Raw genomic sequence first — 16,698 nt, forward strand, 5'->3', positions numbered from 1 at the left:
GTGATAAACTATTTCATAAAGAGAAAGGGTGATGCGGGAGTATGAGTACGAAACTATTTGAACCGATTACTTTTCAAAATATGACTTTGAAGAACCGGATTGTCATGTCCCCGATGTGCATGTATTCATGTGATGAACAGGATGGAAAAGTGACAAACTGGCATACGACACACTATACAAGCCGAGCAGTCGGACAAGTCGGATTAATCATTGTCGAGGCGTCTGCTGTTCATCCACAGGGACGGATTTCCATGGAGGATCTTGGTATCTGGAACGATGAACAAGTCAAAGGTTTATCCAAGCTGGTGGATCTTGTACATGAACAGGATTCAAAAATTGGAATCCAACTCGCTCATGCCGGCCGAAAAGCGATTGTCGAAGGACCGATCTACTCTTCCTCACCAGTCCCTTATAAAGAGGGGATGGGAGTACCACTGGAAATGACAGTTGATCAAATCAAGCAGACAGTCGAAGATTTCCGCCAGGCTGCAAGACGAAGCCGAGAATCTGGATTTGATGTCATTGAAATCCATGGAGCACATGGATACTTGATCAATCAGTTCTTATCCCCATTGATCAATCAACGGACTGATCAATACGGGGGAACTAAAGAGAAACGGTTCCGCATCCTTCGTGAGATCATCACTGCAGTGAAATCAGAATGGGTCGGTCCGATCTTCGTACGGATCTCAGCAAATGATTACAACACTTCTGGCTATACTGTGGAGGATTACATAGACTATGCCAAATGGATGAAAGATCTGGGTGTCGATCTCATCGATTGCAGTTCTGGAGGGGTTGTCCCTGCTAAGATCAATCCATACCCAGGATATCAAGTGCAATATGCTGAAAAGCTTCGAGAAGAAGCTTCAATTGCTACAGGTGCTGTTGGTATGATCACCTCTCCTCTACATGCTGAAGAAATCCTGCAGAACGGACGTGCCGATTTGGTATTTTTAGCCCGTGAACTGTTACGCGACCCGTACTGGTCAAGAAGAGCTGCCCAAGAGCTGAATGTGGAAATGCAACCGCCGAAACAATATGAAAGAGGGTGGTAATTCTGTCCGGCAAGTTACTAAATCAAGCTATAACCCAATCAAAAAAGAGAGTCCTTTTTAATCCACACAAAGAGAGCTTGAAACACAGGCTCTCTTTATATTTTTGTAAATCCTCTTACAATTCCCCCCTTCTTAACCACGATTAGGATTTTTGTATTTTATACATTTGGCTTTATTAATCTTTGTGGTTGATCTTAAACGAAATTCACGACACTCCTGCAGGAACAGTGAGCCAGGTGAGACCCCGCAGTGACGAAGGAGCGAGGAAGCTTGCGGAAGTAGGTAAATGCAGGAAGTGATGTCCAGCTCAGCGACCAGTCACTTGGATCACTTCAAACTTCCTGCGGCGGCAGCCTACTCATCAGTTTTCCAGTGACCTTCGTGACTAATCGGGTCGCTTCCGCTTTTCTTACGTCCGCGGAAAGGGAGTGAATTTCGAAGAAATCAACATCAATCTTTAACAAAGCCAGACATTTAATACCAATCACCCATAATGTTGAGAATTTTCAATCTTTTGAAAGGATAATAGCCATGACAGCGTTTTAACATGTAATGTTACCGTTTACATAAGGTTTGAAAAAGAAAACATTGTTTTGTGTAATAGAATGAATAATTAAAAAAATGTGAAGGAGTGAATGAGTGATTAGCACAACATTTTTAAGTAAAGAAAAGGAAATCTATTCTGTCACTGGCAAAGAACGGATCGGCGTGGTCCCCATTATGGAAAAAGAAGCAGCAGAAAAAGCGATCAGTAAAGCGAAAGAAGGTCAACCGCAATGGGCGGAGATTGAATTATACAAGAGAGCTGAAATTCTTCATGATTGGGCAGGTCAATTGTTAAAAAACCAGCCGAACATTGCTGAAGTGATTTCCAAAGAAGTCGGCAAAGGATATAACGCAGCAAAAAAAGAAGTTGCTCGTACAGCTGACCTTATTCGCTACGTTGCTGAAGAAGGTTGCAGAATGCACGGTGAATTGATGAAAGGTGATTCATTCAAAGGAGGAAAAGCAACAAAAATGGCGATGGTGGATCAGGCTCCATTAGGTGTCATTCTTGCCATCTCACCATTCAACTACCCCGTAAACCTTGCTGCTTCGAAGATCGCACCTGCCCTCATCAGTGGTAATGCTGTCGTCTTCAAGCCTGCCTCTCAAGGTGCTTTAAGCGGGTCGCTTATGGTAAAGGCGCTCCTACAAACAGATATTCCTCAAGAAGTGGTCCAAACAGTGACTGGAAAAGGATCTGATATTGGAGACTTGCTCGTTACACATCCTGATATTGACATGATTACCTTCACAGGAAGTTCAGCAACGGGACAAGCGATCTCTCAAAAAGCCAAAATGAAGCCTGTTGTTTTGGAACTAGGCGGCAAAGATCCAGCCATTGTTTTAGAGGATGCTGATTTATCATTAGCGGCGGAACAGATTGTCAGTGGTGCTTTTTCTTATTCTGGACAACGTTGTACGGCGATCAAACGGGTATTGGCTGATCAACAGATCTCTGATGAACTTGTTAGTAAAATCAAGGAGCAGGTTGAACAATTATCTGTGGGATTACCTGAAGAAAATGCTACGGTCACACCTTTGATCAATACACAAGCTGCCGATTATGTGGAGGAGTTAATTGAAGACGCTTTGGAAAAAGGGGCCACTCCCGTTTTGAATCATACAAGAAAAGACAACTTGATCTCCCCTGCTCTTCTCGATCATGTCACCACTGATATGAGAATCGCTTGGGAAGAGCCATTCGGACCTGTCCTACCGATCCTGCGTTTTAAGGAAGAAGCAGAAATGATCAAGATTGCAAACAATTCGGAATATGGACTTCAAGCAAGCATTTTTACCAAAAACGTTCAAAAAGCGCTTTTTATGGGATCTAAGCTGAACGTTGGATCTGTCCAGCTGAATGCGAAAACAGAGCGCGGACCAGATCACTTTCCGTTCATCGGAACCAAAAGCTCTGGCCTTGGCTCTCAAGGCATCCGGCGCAGTATTGAATCCATGACGCGTGATAAACTTTTTGTCTTGAATCTATAAACTTTATAAATGAAGGCTGTCTTCTAAAAGATTGTTGATAAAAATAAGGGTGTACCCTAATGTATGATATGCTCCCCTAAAGGTAGACAGATGTAAAATAAAATCTGTTTACCTAGGGGAGTTTTTATATGGCCAGACAATACTACTCTGTAAAATTTAAGGTTAAAGTTATACGAGCTTATGAACAAGGGGATTTAACCATTAAAGAAATCTGTTCTAAATTTACAATTACAAAAACCTCTTTTTATAAATGAATCTATCGCTATACCGAATTTGGTATACAAGGACTGGAAATATCAAAAGGATGGAAACCTTATTCGGGAGAAAATAAGGAAGCAGCGATCAAGCTACGAGTCAGTTAAATGAGGAACAGCACCCTTTAATCCATAGTGATCGCGGATATCAGTATACTTCAAAGGGATTTAAAAAACGGGTTAAGAAGGCTGAAATGACACACAGTATGTCACGTGTGGGGAAATGTATCGATAATGGACCGATGGAATCTTTTTGGGGGGCTCTAAAGTCTGAGAAATATTATTTATCCAAGTATGATACATTCGAAGCACTTTCTTTGGCAATTGATGAATACATACACTTTTACAATTATGAACGATTACAAAAAGGACGAAACGGCCTTAGTCCTATGGAGTACAGGGCTAAAGCCGCTTAACGTTGTATTAATTATTTTAACTGTCTACTTTACAGGGTGCTGTTCAGTGCTTAGGTGTGCGCCCTTATTTTGAGTTTACGGTGGAGCTTCTTCTATTAAAGCCCCTTTATTTGAAGGTTCTCTTTTAAAAATCAATTAAATTAGTAGTGGCTTTATTTTCAATACCCCAATATAACTGTTGTCTCATGATATCTGAACAATTCATCATGTCCAGTGACTCTCCTTCCCTTTCAAAACAAAATTGGTTTCAGAACTTTCATGAATCTTGCAAGAATAACAAAAAGGAAAACAACACAAAGTAAGGGAAAAAGGTCTGGATCATAAGATGAAAATCCTCATACTCCCTTTATTACAATTTCCCTCTGGTCATCACCAGACAGCTGATGCTATAAGCGCATATCTCAAGGAAATCGACCCTTCTATCACTATTAAAAAGGTCGACATTTTCTCATATACTTCTCCGTTGGCTGAACAACTCACTTCTTATTTCTATTTGACAGCGATTAAAAAGCTTCCCTCTTTTTATAGCCGGATTTATCGAAATAATGCATGTAGGAAAGAGGTCCAACGTTTGTCATTTTATGAAATCATCTTTTTGAAAAGCATCAAAAAGCTGATTAATCAAGAAAATCCGGATCTGATCATTTGTACGCATTGCCTTCCTTCCTCATTAATAAGCCTTTTAAAGAAGGAAGAACAATTGTCTGTGCCTGTGATCAATGTTTATACGGATTATTTCATCAATTCAATATGGGGACTTGACCAAATTGACTTGCATCTCGCACCAAGCAGATCATTGAAAAATCATCTAGAATCTCAATCTGTTTCTCCTGAAAATATTTCTGTAACAGGCATCCCCGTCCACCCCCTCATCACCCCGAGGGTTGGCGGAAATGCCCGAAAGGACCCTCCTTACCACGTATTGGTATCGGGTGGGAATTTAGGAGTCGGAGCAATAGAGAAGATCAAATTCACATCATTTTCAGGTAAAATCAAATACTTTGTATTATGCGGAAAAAATCAACAGCTATACAGACGTATTGAACAAATGGACCGTCCTTTCCTCAAACCCCTTTCTTACATATCTTCAAGAGAAGAAATGAACCACCTTTATGAAGAGATGGAGATCATGTTATCAAAACCAGGGGGTGTAACGATCAGTGAATGCCTCCGTAAAGGGATTCCGCTTTGTCTTCTGGAAACCCTTCCAGGCCCGGAAGAACAAAATGAACGATTTTTAATGGAAGAAAACCTTGCCATAAAAATAAATCTTGACGAATTAGAAAACAGCCTTCTCGACTTCCTGGAAAATAGTATGGAAAAGCAAAAGGTCCAACAGAGCCTTTCAGATCACTTGAAAGATCAGGAGAACCTCAAAACCATATTAAACGATTTCATCAAAAATAAGCTATAAAAGATGACCAGGGATGGCTCCCTGGTCATCTTTAACTAGTTCATCGGTACTTGCCTGATGATCTTACCGTCAATCCGTTCAAAGATGTCATCCAAGTCATGGCCAGTTATCGTCAGACCATGGTTTTTCAAACCGATTACAGCTCGTGATGGGTCTGGCGCTTTTTTGACAAGATCCGCAACGGCTTCGGCAAGCTGCAAAGTACCACATGGATAATTCACCTCTGTAGCCTCGATATCCTCCATCCATGCATGGACATGGACAATTGCACCTACATCTGGATGCTCCCTATAGATCATCCAATGTTCGATTGCATCAACTGAAGCCCTTTTCGGTGTAACCTTAGGCGGTATGCTGATTTCCATCGTATTTTTAGTTGGATTATATCCTTTAATATAGAGGATATCTTGTCCAATTCTTTTCATATTGGACTTGTCGATTCCGCTAGCACTCATCCAAAAATCCTTGTGATCATGACGGCTGCTGAGATTCCCGTAACTTAACCCGCCGATCCCATACAGCTTTTTCAGTTGGCGCATATCTCTCTCAGACAGATATGTTTCTAGGGGAAATGGGGCCGGAAGCAAATCCATTTCATCAAGTTTTTTTCCGGAATCACGCAATTTATATGTTATTTCATTACCTTCCCATAGAGTGTCACCTAAATCTTCAACAAATTCATTGTCGATGACCAATTGTGCCGACGCTATCGGCTCTAACCGATTATAGACCTGGTTATAAAAGTCCTGCCCATTCGAGTATTCCATTCTATAAAATCCTTGTTCTGGTGAGATGAAATACAATTCTGTGGTATCCCCCTTGTGAAGGACATAGATCAGATGATTAGCAAGAGATCTGATCAAATAAGGATAGGCTGTCTCAAATGTATTGTCATTTATTGAATCAACTTCAAGAATCGATATGACGAAGGTGGCTTGCGCTTTACGGCGAAAAGGTCTTGGTTTCTCAGAATCAATCAGATTGAAGACGACACGTATTTCATTGTCGGTGTTCTCTTCAAAATTATATCCCCTTTCAGTAAAGGTCTGTTTCAAACCATCAGCAAATTCCTCAAGAAAGTCGCTTGGCTTAACTCCTGTGATTGTAAAATTTTTCATCTTCTGTCAACTCCTTTTTTAGATTAAAATCATGGTTCGAAAACTACTTTGACGGTATCTTTCTTTCCTTTGCTTGTAACTGCTCTTAAGGCATTTTGATAATTTTCTAACGGAAATCTGTGGGTGATCATCGGTGAAAGGTCAACTTTGCCCTCTTTTATCAATTGAATAGCTAACGCAAAGGTCCTGACCAGTTTCCCATTGTATGTCTCAGTGCTATAGGCGAACGTTCCTTTTATCTCCAACTCGTTCAACCAGACCGTCGTCCAATCTATCCCATCCATGAGGCCAGCCAATCCTAACAAAACGACTCTTCCGCCATTCCTGGTAAATCGTAAAGCATCATTGATACTCTGTTTCCTGCCTACACATTCAAAAACGCTGTCCACTCCTCCTTCAATGACGTTTGGACCAAATAAAGGAGATAGAACAGTAGCGTCAATTACCTGTGCTAAGGCATTGTCATAGCCGGACTTAGATAGATTAACAACTTCATCAGCGCCGTAATAGGCGGCCAATTCACCCTGGAAACGATATTTGACAAGACTGACGATTTTACAGGGAAGGTCCAGCGCACGGATTGCAGCGACTGTGCATAATCCAAGGACCCCTCCACCGATTACTAGAACGGTATCCCCTTTCTTCGGTTGACTTCTCATTACACTGTGGATCGCGCAACTGAAAGGTTCAACCAGAACACCATTCAAATCATCGACTTCGTCGGGAAGGCTGAAAATTTGACTTTTATGTGCCACGATACAAGGGCTCCATCCACCGCTGGTATCCCGGCAGGCACCAGTCAATAATCCCGGGGAAATTGAGCCCTCGGTCTTTCGTTCACATAAGCTGTAGTTCTGTTCCTGACATGGTCGACATGGCTCTTCAATCCCTCTGACTTTACAAGACAAAATCGGATCGACTGCCACCCTTTGTCCCTTTTGAACTCCCTTTACATTTGCACCTGTTTCAGTAACGGTTCCCACGATTTCATGACCGATGGTAAATGGAAAGGAAACATAGGGAGAAGTTGCGGGACTGTCTTTGAGAAAGATCAGATTCAAATCGCTTCCACAAATGCCGCTGTATTTGACCTTCACTCGCACCCAATCCTCATTCGGTAATTCTTTTTGTTGGTGGTCAGAATACTGTAAGCAGGAAAATCGCGGGTCCCAATATGCTTTTGTTGAAATACGACCAGCAATTTTTGAGAATATGTATCTTGGTTTGCTGAAATTGAACTGAATGGCTTTCATTTCTCAAGCTCCCTTCTATTTGGATAATATATCCAACATCAAAATGGTTATTCACCATTTTTATGGTTTATAAAATAATCTAAGGACTAATATGTCGGGTTCTGGAGAAATTAAGTTTGATTAATTAAAAAGAGGGTTTATCATGTCAACATTTAAAAAAGCAACAGTCATTTATAACCCCGGATGCGGCAAAAGAAAAAATCATAAACACGTACCCAGGTTGCTCCACCATCTTACTGATCTTGGATTTGACCTGGAAACCTATTCAATTGAAGATTTTGATCAAGTTGATCGCCCCATTACGGATGCATGTAGACAAAAAGTCCATTCCATCTTCATCTTGGGAGGCGATGGAACAGTCAACAGGTGTATCCAAACAATTTCCACCGAAGGGTACAGGCCGAATGTCGGTATCATCCCGCTTGGTACCAGCAATGAGTTCGCAAAATACTTAGGAATGCCCAACAAACTTCTAGACACGATCCCTCTTATTGGTCGACAAACGATAAAACCGATCGATATCGGAAAAATCGGCAACCGATACTTTGGTAATATCGCTGCAGCCGGCTGGTTGACAGATATTACCTATAATACCTCCCCTACCCTTAAATCATGGCTTGGTGAATTGGCTTATTGTCTTTCCTTTTTTAGAACTTACCTATTTACAAAACAAACATCTGATATTTCGATCACCCTTCAAAAAGAAGTTTTACAGGACCTATCACTTTTTTTGATCATGAATGGAAATGCATTAGGGCCTTTTGAACGTTTAATTGATTCTGCAAATCGTAAAGACGGTCATTTCCATTTAGTAGCCTTACACAAAGAAGATAAAATCAGACTATTTTTTTCATTGCTTTGTAAAATGGTCCATTTACCTCATAAGACCACGCCTTTTAAGTATCAATCCGTGTGTTCCGTAGAACTTTCATTTTCAGAAACAATGCCGTTCAATCTGGATGGGGAACAGGTATATCTCGACAACTTCAGTTTTGAGGTATTACCATCACACCTAAATGTCTATACTTCAAATTAATTAAGTTATTTAGGAAGACAGGTGATCATATGTACGGTTTTATCGTCAATAAACATTCCGGAAGCGGCAGAGGGGCAAAGATATGGCGGGAAGTGGAGTCGATTCTGGAAGCTCGCCAAATCCCTTATTGTTATAGGACCACTTGTCATAGAGGGCATGGCACTCAACTGACTTTTGAGCTGTTGCAAGAAAATGATCCGAAAGTGATTGTGGCGGTGGGCGGTGATGGTACAGTCAATGAAGTGCTAAATGCATTGGTAGGGTCCAATGTCCCTTTGGGAGTTTTGCCTGCGGGGTCTGGAAATGACCTCTGCAGGGAGCTGGATATTCCGTTGAATTGGAGAATGGCACTAGATAATCTGTTAGAAGGTAGGGTGAGATCCATTGACGTTGGAGAAGTTTTAAAACACAATGGTGAGCCTCGTTATTATTCTACAGTAGCCGGGATCGGGTTTGATGGCCAAGTAGCCTTAGCAACGAATGAGTCGAAGTATAAGGGAATCATGAATACGTTGCGGATGGGGAAAGTCAGTTATGTACTGAGTGTTTTAAATGTACTATGGGGGTATAGTCCATCGAACCTTACATTAACGATTGATGGAGAGAATAGAACGTTCTCAAATGTTTGGCTGGTGGCGGTAGCAAATTCGAGTTTTTATGGTGGGGGCATGAGAATATCGCCTGCTGCAAAAGCAGATGATGGATGGCTGGATGTATGCATCGTTTCTAATGTATCGAAATGGGAACTTCTTAAGTTGTTTCCACAAGTTTATAAGGGAAAACATATCGATCATCATTTTGTTGAAACATTTTGTTGTAAAGAGATCCAAGTCGAATCTGATGTTCCTTATATTATCCACGCAGATGGTGAAATCCTAGGACAAACCCCTTTGACCATCCGGAATAAACAAAATTGTCTCTACGTTGTTTGAAAACCTACTTTTTGAGTTTTAACAACAACTCGTCATACTCAAATTCATATAAGGCAATGATCGCCTTTTTCAGTTTACCCATAAGGCCATCAAAAAAGAGTTTCAAGCACACCGCCCCCTTATTAATATCATAAATTTTTTATTACTTTTCAATATCTTGGATCGGTATTGAAAAACTTCTAACCAACGCATCAATTGTAAACCGATCTCTGTAATGATAGAAAGTATACAGCGATATACCCAATGCCATAATTGAAAAGATTTTTGTTTCAAATTTCATTCTTTAACCCACCAAAATTGTATTTTTCTCTTATAGTGTGAAATTTTATTTTGAAATATATGTATCGAAACATCAATTCCAATAATCTCCACCAAAAAAAGAACTTTCTCATCCGTCTTCAATACAACATTGATCATCACATCAAGGAACGGTAAGATACTTGCGGTTAATCTTTATCAGAGAAGCATGTTAGTTGGTATTGCTGTTAATGGAAGCAAAGAACGACTTCATCAGAACACTTAATTGCGTCTTTAACCACTCCTAGGTCAGTTTCAATTCAGCAAGGACATCATTATGCACTTTTCCGTCGACAATTAGAGGCTACGTAAGCCCCGTTTGCTTTTTCAATGCAGATCTTCTAACAAAATCATGAATTCCTAAACAGCTCCAAATACCTATTCTTCACATATTCATCATTTAGATTTTCATTAGATATGCCTAATGGAAACACCACAATGTAATCTTTATGGAATCGCATAAAAAGTAAATATATTGAAAGGATAATAAAACCTTTTGAATAACTGTTTCGACAATGGAATAGACCGGAGGCAATGATGAGAAAAATTACATTCTTAATTCTATTTGTGGTATTAAGTTTGATGATTTTCGCAGCGTTCCTTGACTTGGATCAAAATGAGGGAACGTTACAAACAAGTGAACAACCAGAACAGAAAAAAGTTGTGTTAATCATTATCGATTCCTTGACTTCTGGAATTTTACATGAAGGTTTTGCTCAAGGTGATTTTCCCGCTCTGAAATTTCTGGCTACAAACGGGAAACAACATGATGACTTTGTAACGGCTTTTCCTTCCATGTCTGTCACAATCGAAAGTACTATTTTAACTGGCGAGATGCCTGATGCACATAACATACCAGGTTTAACCTGGTATTCAGCCAAAGAAGATCGATTGGTGGATTATGGAACCTCCTTTGAAGTCATGACAAAAATAGGCATACAAACCGTATTGGATGATACACTTCATAATCTGAATAATGTACATTTAAGCAAAGACGTAACAACCATTTTTGAGGCCTTACACCAAAAGGGAGTATCTACAGGTTCCATCAATACGTTAATCTATCGCGGCAATATAGATCATGAACTGACAGTACCCTATGTCATCAGGAAGTTCACTAACTCTCCAAGAACCTATAAGACAAAAGGTCCTAATGTGCTGGCCTTCGGTAAATTATCAACTCCGGAACTTGAGAAGGATCATTTTCCAGATACCATTTTCCAAAAGTTCGGCATGACGGACCACTATTCAGCAGAAGTCGTAAAAGCATTGATCAAGGAACAAAAGCTTCCTGATTTTTCATTCGTCTATTTTCCTGATTTTGATAAAGAAGCACATAAAAAAGGTCCCCTATATATTGAAGGTCTCCGAGAGGCTGACAACTATCTGGGTGAGATCTTGAGTGCTTCCGGAAGTTGGGAGAAAGCGATTAAAGATCATATCTTTATTATCATTGGAGATCACGGACAAACCAATACGGTAAAAGACAAAGAAGAACTTACGATTGATTTGGAACAGTTGTATAAGAAATATACGGTGGCTTCATTTGGAGACAAAGTGAGCAAGGGAGAAATCGCCTTCGGGAACAACCACAGGATGACATATGTTTACTCTATTAAAAATCGCAACCCATTGGGTGAATTAGCGAAGATAGGGATAAAGGACGAGCGGATAGCTTTTGGAGCATGGGTAGAGGATGACTGGATCAATGTCATCACCCACGATAAACAAGGTTCTTTTCGATTCAAGGCAGGCGGCGAATGGAAGGATGGCTATGGACAATCATGGACTGTTGCAGGAAATCCTGATATTTTATCACTACAAATAAAAAAGTCCAAAGGGGCGATTGATTATGGTGACTATCCAGATGCGCTAAATCAGTTGCATAGTGCGCTTCATAGTCATGATGAGCCTGTAATGATATTGACTGCCAAACCTGGCTATTCTTTTTACTCTGAAGCCGCTCCGGTTCATCCTGACGGTGGAGAACATGGCGGAATCCATAAAGATGATACGCTAGCCGCTATGATAATTTCCGGGACAGACAAAGAGCCAAGGTTTCATCGAATGGTTGATTTGAAAAAATTTATCCTTTCTCTTTTTGAAGAATGATAAAAGCTGAAGATTAACTGCTCAATCTTCAGCTGGTGAACCTGTAATATTACTAAGAATCATGTAAAAGTAAAAACGCAACTAAAGCCACTTGCGTTTATGGGTGGAATCGAAAGCACAAACTATTAACTATTCATCTTCTTTTTTCGTTGAGCGGTATTTCTTTTTCGCCCAGTTGTTCATTGCTGAGATCGATTTCCGGTACTGTTCCGCTTCCAGTTCAGGTACATCTTCCTCGCCATATCGGACCCATTTATAAATTCGGTCGATTTCGCCTTGTAATTCCTCAGGTCCGTTAACCCGGTCCATCCATTCTGAGACAGATTCATGTTGAAAACGGCCGAAAGTAAACTTCGCCATCCTTTTCTCCAATTTATACAACTGTTTTCTTATATTGTTTTCAGGAGGTTTATTTCGTTTAAATCCAAATTGCTGTTTAGGATTCATTCCACCAGCTTTCCTTGAATCGATTCCAGCTGAAACTGTTGAATAATCCATTATCTTGATCTTATTTTTATAATACTTATAGCCATACCATACCAATAGGATCAACCCGATCAGAAGTATGATATTCAACAGAGTATCTGACGCTTCAATATTGTTCAGCTCGCCAAGTTCTTCCGGCTTTATTTCGACTGTACCCTCTTGACCATCATCTTCTTGTTGCAATTCTCCAAGTGAAAATATGCTTGCAAACCAATTGAAAAAAGCGTTCAAAGGAAGAAAAAGGATGAGCGACAAAACTGCGGTAACGATTTTCAATACGAAAAATGCACCTGCCTTCACCACAGGAAGAAAGATGGCAATGATGACAGAAAAGACGAAAAAGGCGGATATCATGTAGTATAAAAGCCGTTTTAAATTAGGATTTGCTGGCTGTTGCACCATCATCCTGTTTAAACGTACAAAAACAAACATGCAAAATTGAGAAATCGCAATCCAAAGAACATAAACCAGTTGATCATTGGTATTGTAAAGAAAAAAGAAGGCGATTGCACCGATGATCGTTGATAGGAAAATTGGAAACTCTTGTTGGAGATCAGCATCGGCATAATGCCCGGAAAAACGTAATGCAGTAACAACTCCTAATACTGCAAGATAGAAGAAATCTTCACTTAGTCCAGCCACCAAACCAATTCCCCAGATAACAGGTATCGTTAAAATGATTTTCCCAGTTGTCAGCTCCATTCGCGGTAAAATCATCTCATAGAGGATCCCTCCTCCAATCATTACGATCAGTGTGGGGACAATGACACTCCTTTCAAAAGGTGCGTACAACCATGTTGTAATTAACAAGAGGAGCAGGATATCCAGAGTATAATTCAACCATCTGGAGCGAATGTACGCCCATTTACTCATGAAATCGACCTCCTGGCTGTATACTGTTCAAGCTTAGCAGTGTCTGCATCGATGTAAACCTTATGTAGATCGATTCCTTGTTTGAGCCATTGATAGTAATACGCTACATCTGATTTGTCATCTCCGACTAGGATGACGACTGTAGAATCCACCTGTTGCCGGTTGAAAAGGGTCAGCACGCGGAACATCGGCATCCTGATGCTATTGATGTTCAACCTTGCCAATAACTCCAACGCTTTTACCAGGTGAGATTTTCCTTCTCCCATTTCCAGGTGCATGAATGGCAATCTCCCCATCGTTTTGATATTAACAAAAATTTCAAATGGAATATGATGTTGGACAGCGTATTGGCATAAGAAAGCAGTATGGCTGATTTGTTTTTCCAATAATTCAGATTCCCCTACACGCGCGACTTCCTCTGAATCCATAACGACGTTCAGAAGGATGGTCCATGATTGTGAAACAGTCTTTTCGTGAAGCTTGGTCTGCATTTCTTCCATTCTAGCAGAGGCTTTCCAATGGATGCGTTGGAACGAATCTCCTGGAAGATAATCGCGTGTCCCAACTACTGAAGTATGATCTTCATATAAAGAGCTCTGTACAGGGCGCGTCCCCTGCCTAAATTTGATTAAATCTTCTACTCCAGAGACAGGTAGAATCGTAGGATAAACGATGAATTCCGTTTGCACGAGCCGATCATTGATCATTTTCACCGTGGCAAGACTAAGAAGATCAGAGACATGAACTTCTAAATTCAAAATTTTCGCAACGCCACGTTTCAGCCCCATGACTTCGAAAGTCATACTCTTTTCTTCCCCAGGGAAAAAGGATAACGGCAAGATATATTCATTGGCATTCTTTCGTTCATCAGTTGGATTTATATTTTGCAACACAATATTATTATTTACGAGAAACCTGACTCTGGAATTGAACACAGGTAATTTGCTGTAATTGGTCAACGTCATGTTCCACGCCGCCTCATCTTCTGGAAATAACCTTACCTTCTCTTTCTCATTTGCATAAAAAAGTTTTCGCGAAACTTTATGGATATAATAAATCGACAAGAAAGAGCTCAATCCTATCAGGACTCCCACCAAAAACATCAGATAGGATTTCCCATAAATCGAAAATATGACCACAAAGATTGCTAGGACGCGAAGTATTCGTATACTTCTATCAGACCCCAGGATCCTATTCCAGATCATTGGTTGACCGCTCCAGACTCGACTGGCACCTCAACCTCATCCAGAATATCCAGAATCACTTGTCTCTGTGTTTTACGCAATTCACCTTCCATTGAAAGAACAAGACGATGTGATAAAACAAATGGAGCAAGTTTCTTACAATCTTCTGGAACCACATACGCCCTTCCATTGATCCAGGCATATGCTTGCAATGCACGCATGAAGGCTAACGTCCCACGAGGACTTATACCAACTTCGATATTTTTTGAACGGCGCGTCTCCATGATGATTCTAAGGAGATATGTCTCGATTCCCTCAGACAGCCGGACTTCTTCAATCATCTTCTGCATCTGGATGATTTCCTCAGGTGAAAAAACAGGCTCAAGATGCTCAATCGGCTCTTCTTTACGATAAGCCCTCATCATCTGTTGCTCCTCGAGTAAAGATGGGTAACCCACGTTCAACTTTAAAAGAAAACGATCCATTTGCGCTTCAGGCAATGGAAAGGTCCCATGTGATTCGATCGGATTTTGTGTCGCCAGTACGATAAACGGTTTAGGCAGAGAACTTGTTGACCCATCAATCGTTACCTGCTTCTCTTCCATCACTTCCAAGAGACTCGATTGTGTCCTCGGTGTGGCACGGTTGATTTCATCAGCAAGAAGCACATTCGTCATCACCGGTCCGAATCTCGTTTCAAATTCCCTTGATTTTGGATTGAGATACTGTATCCCTGTTACATCAGATGGTAATACATCCGGCGTGAATTGAATACGCCCAAATGAACCTGCTATGGATTTTGCGATACTTTTCGCCAGCATTGTCTTCCCAGTGCCGGGTACATCTTCCATCAAAACATGCCCCTTTGCAAGCAATGCAACCAGGATCAGTTCGACACTTTCTTCCTTACCAATCAGAACTTTGCCGATCGATTCTTTCACTTCATTCAGTTTCATCTTCACTTCCATTACTGACATCCCCCTTTTTCTCTATACCTCTTCGAATTGATCGATTCCCATACTTACGATTAAGACGATCCAACGTTTCAAAAAGTTGTTCATCTTTTGTATGTTCTTTATATGAAAACAAGTCCAATTGCCGGGTTGCACTGCTTTTATCAATAACTTGAGTCGCAGTAATCCCCAACAACCGCACTGGTCGATCATCCCAATGTTCTTTAAAAAGATGATAGGCAATACCAAAGATTTCTTCTTTCTGTTGAACTGGATTTGAAAACGTCTGGCTCCGGGTGATTGTTTTGCGGTTTGCATAACGGATGGTGATTTGGATAGAGGTAGTGACGACTTTCTTTCGTTTCAATCGCTGTTCGAGTGACTCAGAAAGTTCTCTCAGCACTTTAGCTGCATTATCAGAATGGAGTATATCACGGGGTAATGTCGTAGAGGTTCCTACTGATTTGAATTCACTAGATGCTTCTGGATCTACTGGTCGATCATCAATCCCTCTTGCACGGTTCCACAGTTTCTCGCCATTCCTGCCAAGATGAAGCTTCACTTCATGCTGACTCTTGGATGCTAAGTCACCAATGGTGTAAATATTCACCTCATGGAATTTTACCATCGTTTTTTTCCCTACACCATGCATTTCTTCTATGGGTAACGGCCATAGTTTTGTCGGCAGTTCCCTCTTTCTCAATATCGTGATTCCCAGCGGCTTTTTCATATCAGAAGCCATTTTTGCCAAAAACTTATTCGGTGCAATACCGATACTGCACGGTAATTGCTGTTCTTCCATCAAACGATGCTGAATTTCTTTTGCCATCTCTATTGGTGAATACTCAGAAAACCTTTCCGTAATATCCATATAACCTTCGTCAATTGAGATCGGCTCTACTAGATCTGTATATTCCAATAATAAATTGAACATCTTTCGAGAAGCAGTACGATACCGTTCAAAGGAAGGTGGCATAACAATGAGGTCCGGGCACTTCTGTTTTGCCTCCCAAACAGGCATCGTTGTACGTACACCTTTTGCCCTCGCTTCATAGCTGCTCGTGACGACGATCCCTCTCCGTTCTTCAACATTCCCAGCAATGGCAAGCGGTTTGCCACGTAAACTCGGATCACGCGCACATTCGACTGAAGCATAAAAACTGTTCATATCAACATGGAAGATTATTCTAGCTGTTTTGTTCTTTTTCAACATGAGCCCCTTCACCTCGAACATAATCGCCAAAAATATTATAGTAAGAATATTTTGAATATTAT

At 40.7% G+C, this 16,698-nt stretch carries 13 protein-coding genes and 1 pseudogene; 7 read left to right on the top strand and 7 right to left on the bottom strand.

Annotation, left to right across the window (positions count from 1 at the left end; genetic code table 11):
• The first annotated feature begins 41 nt into the window (after positions 1-41).
• The 4 genes and pseudogenes from namA (at position 42) to KOL94_RS07760 (ending at position 5,179) form a co-directional block, all read left to right on the top strand.
• The gene (namA, locus tag KOL94_RS07745; protein ID WP_221565422.1) at positions 42-1,058 is read left to right on the top strand and encodes an NADPH dehydrogenase NamA; all 1,017 of its coding nucleotides are present in this window, start codon (positions 42-44) and stop codon (positions 1,056-1,058) included.
• Between the two features lie 639 nt (positions 1,059-1,697).
• Complete coding sequence (locus KOL94_RS07750) at positions 1,698-3,095, top strand: NADP-dependent glyceraldehyde-3-phosphate dehydrogenase (RefSeq protein WP_311775116.1); 1,398 nt, start codon at positions 1,698-1,700, stop codon at positions 3,093-3,095.
• A 376-nt stretch (positions 3,096-3,471) separates the two neighbouring features.
• A pseudogene (locus tag KOL94_RS07755) lies at positions 3,472-3,765 on the top strand (transposase); the annotation flags it as partial.
• A 325-nt stretch (positions 3,766-4,090) separates the two neighbouring features.
• Complete coding sequence (locus tag KOL94_RS07760) at positions 4,091-5,179, top strand: MGDG synthase family glycosyltransferase (RefSeq protein WP_221565425.1); 1,089 nt, start codon at positions 4,091-4,093, stop codon at positions 5,177-5,179.
• Between the two features lie 35 nt (positions 5,180-5,214).
• Here KOL94_RS07760 and KOL94_RS07765 read toward each other — a convergent pair whose 3' ends face one another.
• Together KOL94_RS07765 and KOL94_RS07770 are read right to left on the bottom strand one after the other, a co-directional pair.
• The gene (locus tag KOL94_RS07765; RefSeq protein ID WP_221565426.1) at positions 5,215-6,297 is read right to left on the bottom strand and encodes a class II aldolase/adducin family protein; all 1,083 of its coding nucleotides are present in this window, start codon (positions 6,295-6,297) and stop codon (positions 5,215-5,217) included.
• 29 nt (positions 6,298-6,326) lie between these two features.
• Complete coding sequence (locus KOL94_RS07770; RefSeq protein WP_221565427.1) at positions 6,327-7,550, bottom strand: zinc-dependent alcohol dehydrogenase; 1,224 nt, start codon at positions 7,548-7,550, stop codon at positions 6,327-6,329.
• A gap of 142 nt (positions 7,551-7,692) precedes the next feature.
• On the opposite strand from KOL94_RS07770, the gene KOL94_RS07775 reads away from it, so the two are divergent.
• Positions 7,693-8,586: a diacylglycerol/lipid kinase family protein gene (locus tag KOL94_RS07775; protein ID WP_221565428.1), complete on the top strand. Its 894-nt coding sequence runs from the start codon at positions 7,693-7,695 to the stop codon at positions 8,584-8,586.
• Positions 8,587-8,615: 29 nt separating this feature from the next.
• A complete protein-coding gene (locus tag KOL94_RS07780; protein WP_221565429.1) occupies positions 8,616-9,518 on the top strand; it encodes a diacylglycerol/lipid kinase family protein in 903 nt (300 codons plus the stop codon).
• A 142-nt stretch (positions 9,519-9,660) separates the two neighbouring features.
• On the opposite strand, the gene KOL94_RS07785 is transcribed toward KOL94_RS07780, so the two are convergent.
• The gene (locus KOL94_RS07785; protein ID WP_221565430.1) at positions 9,661-9,798 is read right to left on the bottom strand and encodes a hypothetical protein; all 138 of its coding nucleotides are present in this window, start codon (positions 9,796-9,798) and stop codon (positions 9,661-9,663) included.
• Between the two features lie 554 nt (positions 9,799-10,352).
• Between KOL94_RS07785 and KOL94_RS07790 the strand changes: the two genes are divergently transcribed.
• Entirely contained in the window at positions 10,353-11,927 is a 1,575-nt protein-coding gene (locus tag KOL94_RS07790; protein ID WP_221565431.1) for an alkaline phosphatase family protein, read from the top strand.
• A gap of 129 nt (positions 11,928-12,056) precedes the next feature.
• Here the strand turns inward: KOL94_RS07790 and KOL94_RS07795 are convergent, their stop codons facing one another.
• The 4 genes from KOL94_RS07795 to KOL94_RS07810 form a co-directional block, all read right to left on the bottom strand.
• Positions 12,057-13,286 carry a hypothetical protein gene (locus KOL94_RS07795; RefSeq protein ID WP_221565432.1) on the bottom strand — a complete coding sequence of 410 codons (1,230 nt, stop codon included), beginning with the start codon at positions 13,284-13,286 and terminating at the stop codon, positions 12,057-12,059.
• Positions 13,283-14,362 (bottom strand): DUF58 domain-containing protein, encoded by a 1,080-nt coding sequence (locus KOL94_RS07800; RefSeq protein ID WP_221565434.1) that lies wholly within the window; start codon positions 14,360-14,362, stop codon positions 13,283-13,285. Before KOL94_RS07800 ends, KOL94_RS07795 begins: the two co-directional genes overlap by 4 nt.
• Before the next feature lie 125 nt (positions 14,363-14,487).
• On the bottom strand, positions 14,488-15,438 hold the full coding sequence (locus KOL94_RS07805; protein WP_221565435.1) for an AAA family ATPase: 951 nt from the start codon (positions 15,436-15,438) through the stop codon (positions 14,488-14,490).
• Entirely contained in the window at positions 15,413-16,636 is a 1,224-nt protein-coding gene (locus KOL94_RS07810) for a DNA polymerase IV (RefSeq protein ID WP_221565437.1), read from the bottom strand. Before KOL94_RS07810 ends, KOL94_RS07805 begins: the two co-directional genes overlap by 26 nt.
• Positions 16,637-16,698 lie beyond the last annotated feature (62 nt).

The sequence above is a fragment of the Alkalihalobacillus sp. TS-13 genome (assembly GCF_019720915.1).
In the GTDB taxonomy this organism is placed as follows: Bacteria; Bacillota; Bacilli; order Bacillales; family Fictibacillaceae; genus Pseudalkalibacillus.